Origin of the sequence: Variovorax ginsengisoli (assembly GCF_030486595.1) — a bacterium.
Lineage (GTDB): Bacteria > Pseudomonadota > Gammaproteobacteria > Burkholderiales > Burkholderiaceae_C > Variovorax > Variovorax ginsengisoli_B.
In genome coordinates, this window is the sequence record NZ_JAUJZH010000003.1 from 391,610 (window position 1) to 407,976 (window position 16,367).

The 16,367-nt window shown below is 65.3% G+C and carries 19 protein-coding genes; 15 read left to right on the forward strand and 4 right to left on the reverse strand.

From position 1 onward, the window contains the following. Nucleotide 1: 1 nt before the first annotated feature. Genes QZH52_RS06700 through QZH52_RS06765 form a run of 14 tightly spaced genes read left to right on the forward strand, consistent with a single transcriptional unit; the run spans nt 2 to nt 12,772 of the window. Nucleotides 2–307, forward strand: a complete 306-nt coding sequence (locus tag QZH52_RS06700; protein WP_301805706.1) for a DUF1799 domain-containing protein — start codon at nt 2–4, stop codon at nt 305–307. Next, on the forward strand, nt 304–3,228 hold the full coding sequence (locus QZH52_RS06705; RefSeq protein WP_301805707.1) for a phage tail tape measure C-terminal domain-containing protein: 2,925 nt from the start codon (nt 304–306) through the stop codon (nt 3,226–3,228). Before QZH52_RS06700 ends, QZH52_RS06705 begins: the two co-directional genes overlap by 4 nt. Next, nucleotides 3,225–3,818 (forward strand): DUF2460 domain-containing protein, encoded by a 594-nt coding sequence (locus QZH52_RS06710; RefSeq protein ID WP_301805708.1) that lies wholly within the window; start codon nt 3,225–3,227, stop codon nt 3,816–3,818. The genes QZH52_RS06705 and QZH52_RS06710 overlap by 4 nt, the downstream gene beginning before the upstream one ends. Continuing rightward, complete coding sequence (locus tag QZH52_RS06715) at nt 3,815–4,804, forward strand: DUF2163 domain-containing protein (RefSeq protein ID WP_301805710.1); 990 nt, start codon at nt 3,815–3,817, stop codon at nt 4,802–4,804. The genes QZH52_RS06710 and QZH52_RS06715 overlap by 4 nt, the downstream gene beginning before the upstream one ends. Continuing rightward, nucleotides 4,801–5,226, forward strand: coding sequence for a C40 family peptidase (locus QZH52_RS06720; RefSeq protein WP_301805712.1), 426 nt, complete (start codon nt 4,801–4,803; stop codon nt 5,224–5,226). The genes QZH52_RS06715 and QZH52_RS06720 overlap by 4 nt, the downstream gene beginning before the upstream one ends. Further along, on the forward strand, nt 5,226–5,447 hold the full coding sequence (locus QZH52_RS06725; protein WP_301805713.1) for a hypothetical protein: 222 nt from the start codon (nt 5,226–5,228) through the stop codon (nt 5,445–5,447). Before QZH52_RS06720 ends, QZH52_RS06725 begins: the two co-directional genes overlap by 1 nt. Beyond that, on the forward strand, nt 5,447–8,617 hold the full coding sequence (locus QZH52_RS06730) for a phage tail protein (protein ID WP_301805714.1): 3,171 nt from the start codon (nt 5,447–5,449) through the stop codon (nt 8,615–8,617). Before QZH52_RS06725 ends, QZH52_RS06730 begins: the two co-directional genes overlap by 1 nt. Continuing rightward, nucleotides 8,617–9,285: a DUF2793 domain-containing protein gene (locus QZH52_RS06735; RefSeq protein ID WP_301805715.1), complete on the forward strand. Its 669-nt coding sequence runs from the start codon at nt 8,617–8,619 to the stop codon at nt 9,283–9,285. Before QZH52_RS06730 ends, QZH52_RS06735 begins: the two co-directional genes overlap by 1 nt. Next, the gene (locus tag QZH52_RS06740) at nt 9,282–10,232 is read left to right on the forward strand and encodes a hypothetical protein (RefSeq protein ID WP_301805717.1); all 951 of its coding nucleotides are present in this window, start codon (nt 9,282–9,284) and stop codon (nt 10,230–10,232) included. Before QZH52_RS06735 ends, QZH52_RS06740 begins: the two co-directional genes overlap by 4 nt. A gap of 25 nt (nt 10,233–10,257) precedes the next feature. Then, nucleotides 10,258–10,650 carry a hypothetical protein gene (locus QZH52_RS06745; RefSeq protein ID WP_301805719.1) on the forward strand — a complete coding sequence of 131 codons (393 nt, stop codon included), beginning with the start codon at nt 10,258–10,260 and terminating at the stop codon, nt 10,648–10,650. Beyond that, nucleotides 10,650–10,952: a hypothetical protein gene (locus QZH52_RS06750; RefSeq protein WP_301805722.1), complete on the forward strand. Its 303-nt coding sequence runs from the start codon at nt 10,650–10,652 to the stop codon at nt 10,950–10,952. The genes QZH52_RS06745 and QZH52_RS06750 overlap by 1 nt, the downstream gene beginning before the upstream one ends. Further along, nucleotides 10,953–11,513 (forward strand): glycoside hydrolase family 19 protein, encoded by a 561-nt coding sequence (locus QZH52_RS06755; RefSeq protein WP_301805724.1) that lies wholly within the window; start codon nt 10,953–10,955, stop codon nt 11,511–11,513. Beyond that, a complete protein-coding gene (locus QZH52_RS06760) occupies nt 11,510–12,046 on the forward strand; it encodes a DUF2514 family protein (protein ID WP_301805727.1) in 537 nt (178 codons plus the stop codon). Before QZH52_RS06755 ends, QZH52_RS06760 begins: the two co-directional genes overlap by 4 nt. A 51-nt stretch (nt 12,047–12,097) precedes the next feature. Beyond that, the gene (locus QZH52_RS06765; RefSeq protein WP_301805728.1) at nt 12,098–12,772 is read left to right on the forward strand and encodes a class I SAM-dependent methyltransferase; all 675 of its coding nucleotides are present in this window, start codon (nt 12,098–12,100) and stop codon (nt 12,770–12,772) included. Nucleotides 12,773–12,808: 36 nt separating this feature from the next. Here QZH52_RS06765 and QZH52_RS06770 read toward each other — a convergent pair whose 3' ends face one another. The 3 genes from QZH52_RS06770 to QZH52_RS06780 form a co-directional block, all read right to left on the reverse strand. Then, nucleotides 12,809–14,704, reverse strand: a complete 1,896-nt coding sequence (locus QZH52_RS06770; RefSeq protein ID WP_301805732.1) for an acyltransferase family protein — start codon at nt 14,702–14,704, stop codon at nt 12,809–12,811. Between the two features lie 72 nt (nt 14,705–14,776). Then, nucleotides 14,777–15,022: a hypothetical protein gene (locus tag QZH52_RS06775; RefSeq protein WP_301805735.1), complete on the reverse strand. Its 246-nt coding sequence runs from the start codon at nt 15,020–15,022 to the stop codon at nt 14,777–14,779. Nucleotides 15,023–15,215: 193 nt separating this feature from the next. Then, nucleotides 15,216–15,392 carry a DUF3606 domain-containing protein gene (locus QZH52_RS06780; protein ID WP_301805736.1) on the reverse strand — a complete coding sequence of 59 codons (177 nt, stop codon included), beginning with the start codon at nt 15,390–15,392 and terminating at the stop codon, nt 15,216–15,218. Between the two features lie 137 nt (nt 15,393–15,529). Here QZH52_RS06780 and QZH52_RS06785 point away from each other — a divergent pair, with 137 nt between their 5' ends. Next, nucleotides 15,530–16,126 (forward strand): ATP-dependent DNA ligase, encoded by a 597-nt coding sequence (locus QZH52_RS06785; protein ID WP_301805738.1) that lies wholly within the window; start codon nt 15,530–15,532, stop codon nt 16,124–16,126. A gap of 16 nt (nt 16,127–16,142) precedes the next feature. Here QZH52_RS06785 and QZH52_RS06790 read toward each other — a convergent pair. Next, nucleotides 16,143–16,367, reverse strand: a 225-nt coding sequence (locus QZH52_RS06790; protein WP_301805740.1) for a hypothetical protein, incomplete at its 5' end; no start/stop codon positions are given.

The following is a 16,367-nucleotide window of genomic DNA, read 5'->3' on the forward strand; positions in this document are numbered from 1 at the left end:
CTTGTTCGATCCGCCGGATTGGGCAGCGCGCGCGGCGTGGGATCTGACGCCTGAAGACTTTCCCGACGAGGAACTCGGCATCTGGCCCGAGAACTGGATGACGGTCAGCGTCTTCTGTGCCATGCGCACGCAGTGGCGCGCCGGCATGAACGGGGCCTACGGGCTCGATCTGGGTGTCCTGCCTGAGATCTGGCGCCGCCTCAAGGTGCCCTCCAACGAACGCGACGAGATCTTCGAGCACCTCCTTCTCATGGAAGGCATGGCGCTTCAGCAGATGCAGGCGCAGAAAAACAAGGCCAGCCAATGACCGATTTCGCAGCGCTCGGGATCAAGATCGACAGCAGCCAGGCGCGCCAGGCCACCAAGGACCTGGACGCGCTGGCTGCCGTGGGCGACAAGGTCGCCTCTTCGATCGCCGAAACCGAGAACGCCAGCAAGAAGCTCGGGAAGACTCTCGATGCCGGCGCCAAGGCCGCGCGTGACAGCGCGTCCTCGATCGACAAGTACGTCCAAAACCTGCAAAAGGTCGCAGCGACGAACGGGCTCACCACGCGCGAGGCGAAGCTGTACGAGTTGGCGCTTCAGGGGGCCACGAAGGCGCAGCTGCAGGCAGCCGACACGGCGATCAAGCTGGACGAGGGCTACAAGCGCGGCCTGGCAACCGGGCAAAAGATCCGGGAAGGCTTCAGCGCGACGGCCGCGGCTGCGGTCAAGCTCGGCGCCGCGCTGAGCGCTGCGGCAGTGGGCGGCGTTGTCCTGTTCAACAAAGTCAATGAGAGCATCGCCAAGTGGCAAGAGCTCAGCGAGAAGACTGGCGAGACGGCCGAGAATATCTCGAGCCTGCAGACCGCCTCCGACGTGTCCGGCGTCTCGCTCGACACGGTCGCCGCCGCGTCGATTCGCTTGAGCACTGCGCTCGCCAAGACTGACGACGAATCGAAGCTGGTCGCCAAAGGCGTCAAGGCGCTAGGCCTGAACTTCCAGGAGTTCAAACAGTTCTCGCCGGCGCAGCAGCTGGATGCGGTCGCCAAAGCGATGTCCGGCCTCGCCAACGGGACAGACAAGACGGCGGCGATCACTGCCATCTACGGCAAGAACGCGGCGGAGATCATCCCGTTCCTGAACGACCTCGCCGACGGCGGCGAGCGTCAGATCCGCCTCACAGACGCGCAGATCCAAGCGGCCGACGAGCATTCGAAGGCTCAGGCCCGGCTGCGCAGCGAGATCACGGCGCTTGCGCAGGTCGTCGTTTCACAGTCCTTGCCGGCCGTGACCGACTTGACCGGCGCGATCAAGGACGCGATCACCGAGACGGTCGGTCTGGGCGGTGCGGCGAACGACTTGGCGAAGAACCAGGGCATCGCCGACTTCGCGACCGAGGGCGCTCGCTTCCTGGCGACGCTGGTCGACATGACCGGGAACGTCGCGGCCGGCTTCCTATACGTCGGGAAGACCATCGGCGGCGTGGCGGCGGCAGCTGCATCCGCGGCGCGCGGCGAGTTCCGGGCGATCGGCGGCATCATCGATGGCGTTTCGGAGGACTTCGGCAAGATTTCGAACCGCGGCAGTGTGGCCGACGCGCTGGACAAGCGCATCGCGGAGCGCACAGCCAATGCAGCGGCGAAGCGCCGGGAAGATCGGGGCTTCACGCCCGAGAAGCCCCGGGCCGGCAGCATCAACACCGACCGGGTCAAGAAGGGCCGCGATACAGCCGGCCAAGAGGCAAAGGCCCAGCTTGCCTTCGACCTCGAGGACATCCGCAAGGCGCAAGAGGCGATCACCAACACGATCGCGAACGGCGAGAAGGTGCTGGACGCCAAGCGCGCGGCCAACCTCATCACCGAGGCGGCCTACTGGGACCAGAAGAAGCAGTTCCTAGTCGACAACAACCAAGCCCAGCAGCAGGGCTTGGAGAAGGAACTCGCGCGCCTGCAGCAGGAGGAGCTGTCCGGCAAGGACCAGATCAACAACGCCCGGAAGATCCTGGACGTCGAAGCGAAGCTGGCCAAGGCCCGGCAGGACGGCGCGACGGAGCTACAGGTCCTGGCGATCAGGCAGGCAGACGCCCTCGACAAGATCCGGATCAAGTACGAGGAGGCCACGTCTGCCGCGAAGTTCTACGTCGACACGATCGCTCGGCAGAACGACCGCGAGATCGCGGGCATGGGCAAGGGCAATCTCAACCGCGAGATCGACGCCCGCAAGAATCAACGCGACGATCAGTTCCAGAGCCGCCGAAACGACCTCGACACGCAGCGCCGCGCCAACCAGATCACCAGCGAGGAATACGACAAGTTCCTGGCCATCGAAGCCGATGCACATGCGCGCTCGCTGGCCCTCGACGAGAAGTACTGGAAGGAGAAGCTCGCCAAGCAGCAAGACTGGGCCGTCGGCGCGAGCGAGGCGCTGCAGAACTTCATAGATGAGGCGAACAACGTCGCGAAGACGACCGAAGGCATCCTCTCGAATGGCCTGGGCGGCCTCAGCGACTCGCTCACCGCCGAGCTCATGGGTGAGGATGGGAAGTGGCTCGATCTCGGCAAGAATCTCGGCCGCCAGATCATCAAGGGCATGGTCGACAAGGAGATCATTGCTCCGCTCGCTTCGTTCGCGCAGGATGCGCTGAAGAGTCTCGGCGGCGGTGGAGATGGGCTGAGCGGGCTGCTCAGCTCGGTAACGGGCTCGAAGGGCGGAACGGGCGCTGCTGCCGCTGCGACCTCGACGGCGGCCTTGGCCACCAGCGCGACGGGTGCGACCGCCGCGATCACGACCCTTGCTGCCGCAGCCACCGCAGCCGCCGCAGCCATGGGCGGCTCCAGCATCTCCAGCGCACTCGGCCTGGCCAACAGCGTGGGCTCGAGCGGAGGCGATGCCTTGGGCTCTCTGATCAGTTCGATGGGCTGGTCTGAGGGCGGCTATACCGGCCCGGGCACCAAGTACCAACCGGCCGGGATTGTCCACGCCGGCGAGTACGTCGTGAACGCCGAGAACACGCGGCGGCTTGGCCTGTCGTTCCTCGAGCGTCTGAACAAGCGCGGCTATGCCGAGGGCGGCTACGTCAATTCGATCGTCGGCGGCAACCTGGCGGCCCCGCAGGGCTCGCCCGGCGGTGGTGGCGTCGTGAACAATTTCCACGTCGACGTGCATGGCCAGGTCGACCGTCGCACCCGCACGCAGATCGCGAACGACCTCTCGCTCGTGCAGCGCCGCGCCGGGAGGATGGGATGACCTTCATCGACACCAAGCTGAGCCGCAAGGTCAGCGTCGGCTTCTCGGGCGGCCCGACCTGGAACACCCGCGTCGTCCCGATGGCGAGCGGCGTCGACAAGCGCAATGCGGAGTGGGCTTTGCCGCACCACAAGTTCACCGCGGACTACACGCTGCTGGACCCCGAGAGCCAGAACGAGATCCTGATCGCCTTCTGGGCGGCGCGCGGCCAGAAGGATTCCTTCCGGTTCAAGGACTGGAACGATTTCAAGGCGATCAATCAGGCCATGGCCAACGGCGACGGCACCAGCACGCCGCGCCAACTCACGAAGACCTACACCTTCGGCCCGACGTCGTTCGTCCGGAACATCCTCCTGCCGATCGCCTCGACCGTCGTCGTCACGGCCAACGGCACGCCGATCGCGGTAACCACGAACGAGACCACCGGCATGGTCACGCCGGTCTCGCCTTGGCCTTCTGGCCAGGTCATCAAGTCGAGTTGCGAGTTCGACGTGCGCGTACGTTTCGGCTCCGACTTCATCCCGTTCACCCGGAACGCGCCGAGGCTCGGCACGGTGACGATCGAACTCGTCGAGGCACTCACAGCATGACCCGGTCCGTTCCTTCCGCGCTGCAGACGCATCTCGACAGCGGTTCCACGACCGTCACGCAGCTGTTGCTGATCAAGCCAGTCACGCCCGGCTACCCGGCCATCGGCATCACGCTGCTCGACAAGGATGTGACCTACGACGACGGCGCCGGCGCGGTGACGTACCTCGCCAAGATCGGCATGGTCCCGGCCGCCCTGGTGTCGTCGCTGGACATGACCGTGGACAACACCGAGATCCAGAGCCTGATCCCGGAGTTCGACCTTCCGATAAGCGAGGCCGACATCGTCGCGGGCGTCTACGACTATGCCGAGGCGACCATCTACCTGGTCAACTACGAAGACCTGTCGATGGGCCATGTCGTGCTCGGCTACGGAACGACCGGGCAGATGCGCGTCGAGAATGGTCTGAGTTTCTGGACCGAGTTCACCGCGCTGTCGAAGCTGCTCAAGCAGTCGATCGTGGAGAAGGATTCGATCACCTGCCGCGCCGTCTACGGTAGCCAGCCGATCGGCACGGGTGGCGGGGTCTTCGAGCAGCGCTTCCCCTGCGGCAAGAATGCAGTTGCCGAGTTCACTGGGGCGCAGACCGTCACGTCGGTGGGCGCGGAGCCGAACAACTCGTTCACGGCCAGCGCGCTCGGCGCCGCGGCGAACACCTATGTTCCCGGCATGCTGGTGTGGCTCTCGGGAAAGAACATGGGCCGGACTTATGAGGTGGAGTCGCAGAGCGCGGGTGGGGCGATCACGCTCACCTTCGAGACCATGTTCCCGATCGTGGCCGGCGACACCTTCAAAGTTCGCCCCGACTGCACGAAGTGGGTGGAGGGCGCCAACGGATGCAAAGCCCACTGGAACAGCGTCAGCGCGACGGAATGGAAGCTGCACTACCGCGGCGAGCCGCTGATCCCGATCGCTGATGGCGACGCGATCAACACCCCTGGCGCCACCGTAGGCGCTTCCCTTGGCGGAGGCACCACCGCCCCATGAACAAGCTAGTTGAACAGGCGCGCACCTACCTGGGCGTGCCTTGGCGCCACCTTGGGCGCTCGCGCCGTGGCGTGGATTGCGCCGGCCTGCTGATCTGCGCGTATGCAGACCTGGGCGTCGTGGTGCCCGTCATCGAGCACTACGGTCGCGAGCCGTACCGCGATGGCCTGATGGCAGGCGTGCGCGCGGCGCTGGGCGATCCGGTGCTGGACGGCCCGAAGGTCGGCGACATCCTCCTGATGACCAGCGCTGCATTCGGGTCCACCCAGCCGCACCACCTCGGGATCGTAGGCGACGACCCGCATCACGTCCTTTCGTTGATCCACGCGGACGGCGAGCCGAGCGTTTCGCGCGTGTCCGAAGTCGGGCTGGTCGACCACTATCGGCGCCGCATCGTCGCTGTCTTCCGGAGGCCCGTCTAATGGCGCGCACTTTTCTTGCGATCGTTGGAGCCGGTGTTCCGGGTGCTTTCTTCAACTACCCGATTGGCCTCACGGGGGGTGGCAGCTGCATCGGCACAGCGATTGACCCGCTCGCCGCTTGCGGCCGTCTCGTCGGCCAGCCCGACGTCAAGCCTATGGAGCTCAAGTCTGTTGCTGGCCTGCTGGTCTGCTGGCCGATGCCAATGGGGGGTGCCGACTGATGGCGCGCACAGCTCTAACCGTCGTTGGCGGCATCGTCGGCGGGATCTTCGGCATGCCGCAGGTCGGCTTGGCGGTCGGCTCCCTGATCGGGAATGCCGTCGATCCGGAGATGATGAAAGGCCCGCGCATCGGCGAGACCGGTGTGCAGACCTCTGCAGAAGGCGCCCCGCGCGCGATCGTCTTCGCCACCCATACGGTCACCGGTAACATCATCCAGTCCGGCCGGCTTGTCAAAGGTGATGTCATCACTGGCGGCAAGGGCGGCGAGGCCAAGCAGTCGAACGAGATCTGCATTCGCACCTACGCGATTCGCATCTGCGAGGGGCCGATCGGCGGCGTCCTGCGGATCTGGGAGGACGACAAGCTCGTCTATGACGTTCGAACCGGCTCGGCGATGCTGGCCGAGTCTGCGAAGTGGTTCTTCGGCTGTGGGATCTACCTGGGCGACGAGACCCAGATGCCCGACGCTTTCCTCATGTCTCAGGGTGGGCCCGAACCCTTCGGCCAGGCGCCAGACACGCCGGCCTACCGCGGCACCGCCTACATGGTGTTCGTCGGGCGCGACCTGACCGACCGCCGGGGCTCGATTCCGCAGTACCGCTTCGAAGTCGCAAGGGCCATCACGTCGAGCAATCCGAGCGGCCTCACTGTTGGGCCGGAACCATCGACCGGCACCTATATCGCAGCGGACGCGACGGGCGTGCCTTACTTGGCACAGAACTTCATCAATGGAGGCGCCTCGGGGTTTGAAGTGGCAAGCCCTGGGGGTAGCTACGACGTTGCGATGTACCCGAAGAAATTCACATCGCTGACGCCCACCAGCACGGCAACTATTTTCAACGCAGGCAACACAGCGGGAGATCCTCGATTGTGGCCGATTGCCTTCGATGACCAAGGGTATGCCGTTTCCTACGACGCCAACTTTGGCTATTGCAAGGTGGTAGCAGGCGGCTCCTCGGTCTCATCCCTGAAGCCGACCTCTGGCGCATCTCCAAGCTGGTGGTTTGGCGAGAGCACCTTCTTCCCAGAATACGGAGGCCTGATCTTCATCACGTCGAACGCGATATATCTCGGCGTTCGGATGACGGGAAGCGGTGCTGGCACGGCGTGGGACTCGATCTACAAGTTTTCGAAGGTGGGTGGCACTCTGCCATCGGCCTCGATCTCGGGAATCACCGGGAGCTCGACCAGCCCGATCTTCTGGATGCACGTTTCGCGCGCCGGGAACGTTCGCGCCATTCCCTACAACTGCGCCGGCACATTCAACACCTACGACGCCAATCTCGCATTGACGGGGACGGTGACGCTCCCCGCAGCGGTGGCCGCCAGATTCCCAGGCGCTTCGGCGCTGAACGGCTTCGGCATCGACGAGACGAAGGACATGGCCGTCTACGTCTACGGAGGCACGACCGCGGACATCTACCGGCTTTCGACGGGTGTCCTGTTGACATCGGTCGGCCTCACTGGCGCCGGTACTGGCGTCATCACACGCGTCGTTTTCACGGATGACGGCATCTACATCCAGCGCACTCGCAAGACCTACTTCATAGGCACGCCTGCGACTTTCAGCGGCGTCCCGATGGTACTTGGCGACATCGTGGCCGAGATCCACGACCGCTGTGGCGTTCCTGCGTCCAAGCGCGATGTGTCCGAACTGACCGACCAGGTCACCGGGCTGGTTCTGGCCGGCGACTACAACGGCGGGGACGCAATCGATGCTGCGCGCAGCCAGTATTTCTTCGACAAGGCAGAGTACGACAAGAAGCTCTGGTATCCGAAGCGCGGGAAGGCGGTCGCCGGCAGCATCACCATCGACGATCTGATCGAGGTTCCAGACCTCTCTCGCCGTGAGCAAGCGGTCGAGTTCCCGAAGAAGCTGCACTTGCAGTACCAGCATGCCGCCAGCGGCTATCCGACCGTCAAGGCGACGAGCCAGCGCAGCAGCCCGGATGTCCGGGTAGTGGGCGAGGTCACGATGCAGACGGCCTTCTCTCTCAACGAAGACCAGGCCGCGCAGTCCGCATCGAAGCGCCATAAAGTCGTGTGGGCCGAAGCCGAGGGCGAACTGGTCCTGTCGGTCCCGGACAGTCTCATCAAGTATGTGGCAAGCGACGTCCTTGCGGTGACCCTGCGCGGTCGGACCTCGCGCGAACGGCTGGAGAAGACCGAGCACGCGGACGGCGTCATTAAGTGGACCCTCCGCAAGGACCGGCAGAGCGCATACACCTCGAGCCTGACGGGCGTCCCGATCCCGCCGCCAACCCTCCCGCCGCCGACCATCACGGGCGACACAGTGCTCGTGGTCGCGGACATCTCGGGCCGGCAGGACACCGAGGACGATCTGAACTACCTGGTGGCGGTTTCCGGCACCTTGCCGGCGTGGTATGGCGCCCTGGTGCAGCGCAGCTTGGACGGCGGGGCATCCTTCACGGACGCCGTCAGCATCAGCAGCGCGGCCCGAATCGGGACCTTGCTCGACGCGATCCCGGCCGCATCGGAGGACATCACCGACACGACCAACGTCGTGCGCGTGCAGCTGTACCGCACCACGCAGACGATCGACAGCATCTCGAACACGCAGTTTCTCGCGGAGCAGGGCGCTTTTCTGCTCGAGAAGGCTGACGGCACGCACGAGGTCATGCAGTACCGCGATGCGGTGGACGAGGGCGGCGGGATCTTCCGCCTATCGACGCTGCACCGCGGCCGGCTGAACTCGGGCGCGGCGGCCCACCTGGTCGGCGCCAAGTTCGTGATGCTGGAGGACATGACCCACGTCCCGGCGCAGTCGTCGTGGATCGGCCAGACACTGACGCACCGCGGCGTTAGCTTCGACCAGGCGCCGGAACTCGCCGCGCAGCAGTCGAAGACCTACGCCGGCCGCTCGCAGATCGAATGGCCCGTCGCCTCCTTCGCGCTGTCCCGCTCTGGCAATGTCGTGACGACGACTTGGGCGCCGCGGCATCGCTTCGGCTCCGACGACGCACCGCTGGCATCGATCAACTTCCAGGGCTTCCGGCTGACGTTCGTCGGCACCTCGACCGTCACCTTCGACCAGACGGCGCCGACCTCCACCTATGACGTTTCGGCCATCGGTGGCGGCGTCACGGTCAGCGTCGCCTCTATCAATCGCATTATGGGCGCAGGCCCAGCAACCTCAGGGGCCATCTGATGAGCACTCCAATCCTTCCGTACGCTGTCTGGGCGTCGGGCACGAACCAGAACTCGATCCCGGCCAACGACAACGCGCGCCGGAACCAGATCCTGCACGGGAACGTGATCAGCCAGGCCGTGACCGCGCAGCCCGGCAGTCCGGCCGAGGGGGACATCTACATCATCGCGGCGATGCATACCGGTGCGCAGTGGGCTGGATTCACCCCGCTCGACCTGGCGATCTACAGCGGGGGCACCTGGTACGCATTCGCTCCGGTCACCGGCGTGGTGGTCAACGTGGCCGGCGCTTTGTACCGCTACACCGGCAGCGCCTGGGCGGCGATCGCTGGCGCTCCGGACCGTAGCGCCGTGTCCGTCCTCACGCCCGCGTCTGGTGTCGTCACCATCGATTGCTCACTCGGCGACTACTTCACGCTGGCGCCGACGGCCAATGTCACGAGCATCGTCTTCACAAACCTGCCGGCCGCTGGCAAGGGCGCGAGCCTGATGATTCGCTTCACGCAGGACACGACGGCGCGCACCGTGGCCTGGCCGGCATCGTTCAAGTGGGCGGGTGGTGCGGCCGGGGTCGTCTCGACCGGATCGGGCGCCATCGACTTGATCGCGATCACGAGTTTCGATCAAGGTACGACGTGGCGCGCCACCATCGCGAAAGCCTTCGCATGAGCGGCATCGTCGGTCATCGCGGGCTTCTGCTGGACATCGGAGGCATCACCGGAACCCTGCTTCTCGATTTGCTCCCGCCCGGCGTCGGGCATGGCTACAGCGTCCGCAGGGTGCGGACGGCGTATGCGGGCAGCGCTCTGCGCGTTCGGCGCAGCAGCGACAACGCCGAGCAGGACATCGGCTTCAGTGGCAACGACTTGGACAGCGCCACGCTCCTGTCGTTTGTCGGCGCCGGCTCTGGCTTCGTGGTGACGTGGTACGACCAGGGCGGAAATGGACTGGATGCAACGATGGCGACGACGGCCAACCAGCCGCGCATCGTCAACGCTGGCACGCTGGACACGGAGAACAGCAAGCCCTCCATCGTCTTCGACGGGACGAACGATGTCCTTGCGTCCGCCTACAGCTCGAGCGCTCCCAATTCGACAAGGCAATTCACATCGGCCGTTGTTGAGCGAAGCCAGCGCACGAGCAGCAGCAACGAGGCGTTCTACGCCTTCCGGCGGTCCGGACAGCGCGACTACGACTCCGGTTTTGTGCATGAGCGACGCACGACGAATATCAGCGTTGGTCTGACGACTGGCGCAGGTGGCGGCGCCAACAACTATGTAGGGCGCCAGGGTGCGGACAGCAACACCACGGCGCTCTCGCAGGCGGCCTATTTCATCACGCCTCAGACGCCGGCCGAGGCGATGTATATCGATAACACCCTCAAGACGCTGAGCAACTCCTACGTGAGCGGGACCGGTGCTGTCGGCACTCACCAGAACGCAGGCTCTGGACCCCATCAGATCATCATCGGCAACGGCAACCAGACGACCACGAACGCCAGCTTTGACCGGCCGTTCCAAGGGAAGCTGTCCGAGATCCTGGTGTGGGCCTCGGACCAAGTCGCGAATCGCTCGACGATCTACACCGACCAGAAGGCCTACTTCGGCACCCCATGAACACCATCCACGCAAAGGGCCGCGCATGAACCAGGACCTGACCCCGGTCCACGTCTTCACCGTCATCGCCTCCTCAGTGTTTGGCGTCCAGATGGCGGTGATCATCGGTCCGTACATCGTGATCGGCATCGGCGCCATGGGCGGCGCGGCCGTCATGATCCTTCAGCGCTCTGGCGACGGGAACGTCCGGGCCTTCGTCTACTTCCTGGCGTCGACGGCGCTGGCGGTGCTGCTGACGGTGCCGCTGTCGATGATGGCGGCGCTGGCCTACGAGCCCATCAATGCGACTTGGCTATTCGCACCGGTGTCCTTTGGCCTCGGCTTCCTCGGCGACAAGTGGCCTGCGGTGTTGGCTTGGTGCGGCGCCAAGATCAGCGCCTTCGTCGATGTGCTCATCGCCGCGCGAGGAGCGAAGTGATGGACCCGCAGTACTTCCCGATCGGCCTGAACGGCCTGGTCTGCGCCGCGATCGTGTTCGTCTGCATCTGCCGGCTCGACAAGATCGACAAGCGGGTGCTGCTGCGCGTGGGCTCCCAATATGTCGTGCTGGTCATGGCCGCCGCCGGCTTTGGCGCCTCGCCGTGGCTGTTCGACATGCCGGGCTGGCCCTCGGTCTTCTTCTCGGGGTCCGTGCTGTACATGCTCTGGTCCGACAGCTACCAGTGGCGGCACGGCCCGCCTGAATCCGCCACCGGCCCTGCGCCACTCTCGGAGATCTGAATGGATGCAACCACCCTTGCGCGCTGCACCGGCGCGCGGCTCGACCGTGCCCAACTCATGGCCGAAGCGATCAGCAGCGCGATGGATGCCTACGAGATCACTACCCGCGCGCGCCAGGGCATGTTCCTGGCGAACGTCGGCCACGAGACCACCAGGCTCCGCTACCTGGCCGAGCTCGGCGGCGACGATTACCTGAGCCGCTACAACGGCCGGCTGGACCTCGGCAACACGCAGCCGGGCGACGGGCCCCGGTACAAGGGCAGGGGGCTACTGCAGACGACCGGCCGGGCGAACTACCGCGCCTTGACCAAGCGCCTGCGCGCCCGCGGCATCGACTGCCCCGACTTCGAGGCCGAGCCCGCCAAGCTCGAGCTGCCGCAGTGGGCCGCCCTGTCGGCAGCCGACTACGTGGGCATGCGCAACCTGAACCCCAAGGCGGATGCCGGCGACTTCCTGGGCTACTGCGTCGGCATCAACGGCAAGAACAAGGCCACAGGCCTCCCGAACGGCTGGAGTGAGCGCACGGACCTGTGGGTCGATGCGCAGAGGGCGCTGGCGTGAGCTTCCTCTACACCTGGGCCGCCGGCAAGGTAGGCTGGCTGGCGATCATCGGCGCGCTGCTCGCCGTCGTGATGTTTGACCAGGTGAGCGTGAGCAACGCCCGTGCCGGCGCCGACCGCGCGCGCACCGAGCTGGCCAGCTACCGAGCAACACAGGCGGAGGCCGGCCGCCTGGCCGAGCGCTCGCGCCGCGAGACAGAACAACGATGGACCCGAGCGGTCGAAGGAGTGGCGAATGATGGGCAGAAGCAGATCGATGTGGCGCGCGCCGATGCTGACCGCGCTGGTGTTGCTGAGCGCCGGCTGCAGCAGCGTGTCTCCGCCTTCCTCGCTGCCATCCGTGGAGCCGCCGCGGATTCCGGCATTGCCGCCACAGGGCCGGCAGCCGCAGACCCCGCCGTTCTGCTTGCCGACCTGTTCGGCCGCGCTCGAGAAAGAGCTCGGCTCTTGGGAGAGTTCGCTGACGATGCCCACGCGCGCGGTCGCACCTGCGAGCGCTACGCCGACGAATTGCAATCCGCAGGCGGGCATTAAGTCACAGCGATGTTGAGCCGGGGCGCCCGGGTCGCCGTCTACACTCCCGGCATGTCAAAAGCCGGCGAGATCACTTTCTTTGCAGCCTTGCCCGCAGTCGAACTGCAGCAGGCGATTGCTAAACCGTTCGGCCACCCAGAGCGGGCTGACTTGCTGGCCAATCTGGCGGGCGTGTTTCAGCACCTGCCACCTCCACCGGCGCGGATCCTCGACATGGGTTGCGGGACTGGGTGGACCTCCATCGCTTTCGCTCGAGCCGGGTACGACGTTTTGGGCGTCGACATCGCGGATGATGCCGTCCGGATCGCGAGGCAACAGGCGGAAGGCCTCTCGGCGCGCTTCGAGGCGTTGGACTACGAGTCGATCAATGAGGCCAACTTTGACGCAGTCGTGTTCTTTGACTGCCTTCATCATGCCGAAGACCCGGCGCTGGCCGTGGCCGCGGCATTCAAGGCTCTCAAGCCCGGCGGGGTGATGATCGCCAACGAACCCGGCTTCGGGCACGGCAGCTCGCCCGATTCTGTTCGTGCGATGGAGCAGTTCGGCGTGACCGAGCGGTCCATGCCCTCGCTGTTGATCCGGCGTCTGGCGAAGAAGGCGGGATTCACGCGCTTCGCCACCTACCCGTTGCCTCGCAACATGGTCGGGACTGGCTTCATTCGATCGGCCTACCATGCCGTCTTGGGTCGGTGGATTCGGAGCGCCTTGACCGTCGTGCATCGATAGGTTTTCTGGTCTCTGAGCCAGCTGCTGGTCTGTCGGTCACTGAGCTGTGGTCAGGAACCCCAAGGCAAAGGCCTTCGCGGCGGTGGAAGTGGGATGGTGCGAATCCCAGTACAGGCTGTAGCCATCTTTCATCGCCGGGCAGGTGTCGACGGTGCAGAAGAAGTCGGTGCGTGAGACGTAGGTCACGTTCTTGAAACGTCGCGCCATGGCTGCCATGCCCTCCGAGATCTCTGCCGTCTGCCACTCGAACTGGACGCGGGGAACGCTGCACGCCTCCACGTTGTTCGCCTCGATGCAGCGCGGGACGGTGTCGCGCAGCGTCGGCGAAGGCCCCATCAAGATCACCCGGCGCGCCGTCGCTGATGCCTGCGCGACGCTCCTTGCAACGCCTTCGAGCAGTTCCGTCCTGTTCGGGTAGGGCTCCCAATGGCCAACGATGACGACGGTGTCAGTCTTCCTGATCTGGGCCGCGGCAAGGTCATTGAACTTGCGGCACGTCTCGGCCTCGATGGGGCGGGTCGGCTTCACGTTGTAGCCGAGAGCGGGTGGGCAAGCATCCCGCGACAGACTGACCCATTGCGTGCCCTCTTGCTTGGCGACCTCGGCAGCAAAGGGCCCCATCGCCCAGGCATGAGAGTCGCCCCAAACGATGACAGCGGGCTCGTCACCCTGGCGGCCGCATCCCTTCTTTGGGAACACGTCCAGCTTGTCGCTGAAGATATATCGGCACCTCTTGGAGTCCCTTGGGTAGTCCTCGCCCGTGGCGGCGGCCAGAGGGTTGGCGTTCATTGCTATCTGCGGGGGCGGCTCGACTGCGTTTGCCACCGCCCAAGACAGGCTGGAGAGCGAGACGCACATCGCCAGCGACCCGCCCACCAGGCGCCGGTTCGGCGTCGAGGCCTGCGGGCGGCGGAAAGGCGTCTCGATGACCCGATAGCTGCCCCAGGAAAGCGCGACTGCCAAGACGACGAGGCCGGCTCGCATCTCTGCCGGAACTTCACCCGGGTGCAAGTTTCGGGCGATGGCCAGCATCGGCCAGTGCCACAAGTAGAGCGAGTACGAGATCAAGCCGAAGAACACGGCCGGCCTGGAGCGCAGCACCTGGCCCACCATCCCAAGCACTCCACGCGCGTGCACCGCCCAGATCAGCAGGGCGGCTCCCACCGTCCCCAGCACCACGTTGACGGCCGCCAGGCCACTCGTCGGCAGGCTGATGGCGACGATCATCAGCGCCAGACCAGCCGCGGCAACCGCTGCGGGCTTGCGCGCTACACCCCCAGCACCCAAGGCAATCAGGCCGCCGGCCGCCAGTTCCCAGAACCGGGTCGGCATTAGGTAGAAGACCGCGTTCGGATCGAGCAGGCACGTCACAGCAGCCAGCAGCACCGACACGAAGGCCGCGCACTTGATCCACCGTACAGCGTTGTCCCGTCCCCTGCCCAGCAGCAGACCGAGGGCCAACGGCCACACCAGGTAGAACTGTTCCTCGACGCCCAGGGACCACAGGTGCAGCAGCGGCAGCTTGTCGGTCGCCGGATCGAAGTAGCCGCCGGTCGTCACCTGAAAATAGGCATTAGCCGCGAAGAGCAGGGCCGCGGCCGCGGACTGCGCGGTCTCGTAAAGGACCCGGCTTCCCAGCAACACTGCGACCGCGCCCAGTGTCGCCAGGATGACGGCGACCAGCATCGGCAGGATCCGCCGAGCGCGCCGCGCGTAGAACGCGACGATGTCGATCGTGGCCTCGGCCTCCCACTCGGCTCGCAGGAGGCTAGTGATCAGGTAGCCGGAGATGACGAAAAAGATGTCCACGCCAACGAACCCACCCGGCAGCGCCGAGGGGAAAGCGTGAAATACCACAACCGACAGCACCGCCAATGCGCGCAGGCCGTCGATCTCTGGAAGGTACGTCTGTCGGTGGTGGGCACTGGTCATGGTGCCGGATCGTATCAATCCGTTACCCGGACCGCGACGTCCACTTTAGTCCGCACGGGACGCCTGGTAGCCTCAGTGCGCGCCCAACTCGGCCCTGATGGCGTCGGCCGCGCTGTGGTCGTGATCGTCGATAAAGGACTCGGCGATGCAGGCGCAGCGCTCGACGATCCTATGAGCGAAGTCGAGCAGCTTCTGGTCGAGCGGATCTCCATGCCAGATGAGCCCGGAGGCCTCAGCCGCGGCGCGGAACTCGCGCAGGGGGTCGCGGATTGGCGTGCAGCCGACTGGATCGGCGTCTTCATCTTCTTCTTGGTCCATCGCTACTTCGGTTTCTTCTTGTTGGTTCGCGCCTGGGCCCGGGCTGCTGCCATCTTGCCCATGGCAGTCACCTTTGCAGCCGGCGCACGCTTGACCGGCTTTCTGGGCTGGCTTGCCAGCGAGCCAATCAGACGAGCGGTCTGTTCGTCGAAGGTGGGCTCGCCAGGCCCCGTTCTCGGTGCGGCCCGGGCGGTCATTTTTTCCGAAGGTACTCGCGCACCTTCTCCGCCGAGTTGCCGACGGCAGCCACCGCGGCCTTGAGCGTCTTCTCGTCGACGCCAAGCGATTCGGTCCAGCTGCGAACCTCGTGTGGCTCGTTCAGGGCGATCAGCTTCCGGTCGAGGCCGGTCTTCTTGGGGTCGTCTGCCATGTGAGTCTCCTAGTTAGATGGGAGATTTCGACGCACTCTGGGCGGCGTCGCATTCAGCAATTCGCGCCAATTTCTGACAGCCGGCGCCCTACAGGCGGTGCACTTTTTGCGACATGGACCTTGCTGACTACCCGCCGATGCTGCTCGACGAGCGGCCGCTCCCGTTGACCGCGCCCGGCTGGATCTTCGAGATCAAGTACGACGGCTACCGAATGACGGCGATGTTCGGGGACGGCAAGTGCCAGCTGCGCACCCGCAACGGCGCCGACGCGACGCGCTGGTTCCCGGAGGTGGCCAAGTCGTTGGCTGCGCTGCGCGGCGGACCCTACGTGACAGATGGCGAGGTGTGCGCGTTCGATGAGATCGGACGCTCCGACTTCAATCGCCTCCAGGACCGCGCGCGCCGGCGCCGCTGGTACGAGGGCTGCGACCTCGTGGGCTATGCAGTGTTCGACCTGATGGTTGACCATGGAATCGACATCACCCAGCACACGCTCCTGCAGCGCAAGGCGCTCCTCGCGGAGCTGCTGGACCCCAGTCCCGAGAACGTTTTGGCCGTGGGCCACTTCGACGAGGACATCCCGCGCATCTTCAACGACGCTGTCCTCGGCCTCAAGCTGGAGGGCCTGGTGGCCAAACGCGACGACAGCATCTACGTGCCCGGCAGCCGGAGCCGGGACTGGGTCAAGGTGAAGCGGAAGGGCGCGGTGCCGGCGGAGCGGTTCAAGCGATAGCCGCGGTCCTCTGCGACTACCAGAACCGCCACCATGGTCGCCGGCCGATAGGCAATGCTGCCATCGGCGCGGCAATGGTGGTGGCCGCTTGAAATCTGCGTCTGGCTTCTGCTTCCATGACTCGGGCTTCGTGCATAGCGTTTTGGTCACCTCGCGTCGCCTGCACGCGAAGCTCTTGGCAGTTTCGGAAGAGTTCGTCGTCGGAAAGGGCTGTCGGGTCCATCACCCATTGTTGCGTGGC

Coding starts and splice junctions, on each gene's coding strand:
- QZH52_RS06750 (WP_301805722.1), top strand. CDS start 10,650: ATGGACCCGCAGTACTTCCCGATCGGCCTGAACGGCCTGGTCTGCGCC.
- QZH52_RS06755 (WP_301805724.1), top strand. CDS start 10,953: ATGGATGCAACCACCCTTGCGCGCTGCACCGGCGCGCGGCTCGACCGT.
- QZH52_RS06770 (WP_301805732.1), bottom strand. CDS start 14,704: ATGACCAGTGCCCACCACCGACAGACGTACCTTCCAGAGATCGACGGC.
- QZH52_RS06715 (WP_301805710.1), top strand. CDS start 3,815: ATGACCCGGTCCGTTCCTTCCGCGCTGCAGACGCATCTCGACAGCGGT.
- QZH52_RS06735 (WP_301805715.1), top strand. CDS start 8,617: ATGAGCACTCCAATCCTTCCGTACGCTGTCTGGGCGTCGGGCACGAAC.
- QZH52_RS06785 (WP_301805738.1), top strand. CDS start 15,530: ATGCTGCTCGACGAGCGGCCGCTCCCGTTGACCGCGCCCGGCTGGATC.
- QZH52_RS06725 (WP_301805713.1), top strand. CDS start 5,226: ATGGCGCGCACTTTTCTTGCGATCGTTGGAGCCGGTGTTCCGGGTGCT.
- QZH52_RS06710 (WP_301805708.1), top strand. CDS start 3,225: ATGACCTTCATCGACACCAAGCTGAGCCGCAAGGTCAGCGTCGGCTTC.
- QZH52_RS06745 (WP_301805719.1), top strand. CDS start 10,258: ATGAACCAGGACCTGACCCCGGTCCACGTCTTCACCGTCATCGCCTCC.
- QZH52_RS06740 (WP_301805717.1), top strand. CDS start 9,282: ATGAGCGGCATCGTCGGTCATCGCGGGCTTCTGCTGGACATCGGAGGC.
- QZH52_RS06775 (WP_301805735.1), bottom strand. CDS start 15,022: ATGGACCAAGAAGAAGATGAAGACGCCGATCCAGTCGGCTGCACGCCA.
- QZH52_RS06780 (WP_301805736.1), bottom strand. CDS start 15,392: ATGGCAGACGACCCCAAGAAGACCGGCCTCGACCGGAAGCTGATCGCC.
- QZH52_RS06765 (WP_301805728.1), top strand. CDS start 12,098: ATGTCAAAAGCCGGCGAGATCACTTTCTTTGCAGCCTTGCCCGCAGTC.
- QZH52_RS06720 (WP_301805712.1), top strand. CDS start 4,801: ATGAACAAGCTAGTTGAACAGGCGCGCACCTACCTGGGCGTGCCTTGG.
- QZH52_RS06705 (WP_301805707.1), top strand. CDS start 304: ATGACCGATTTCGCAGCGCTCGGGATCAAGATCGACAGCAGCCAGGCG.
- QZH52_RS06730 (WP_301805714.1), top strand. CDS start 5,447: ATGGCGCGCACAGCTCTAACCGTCGTTGGCGGCATCGTCGGCGGGATC.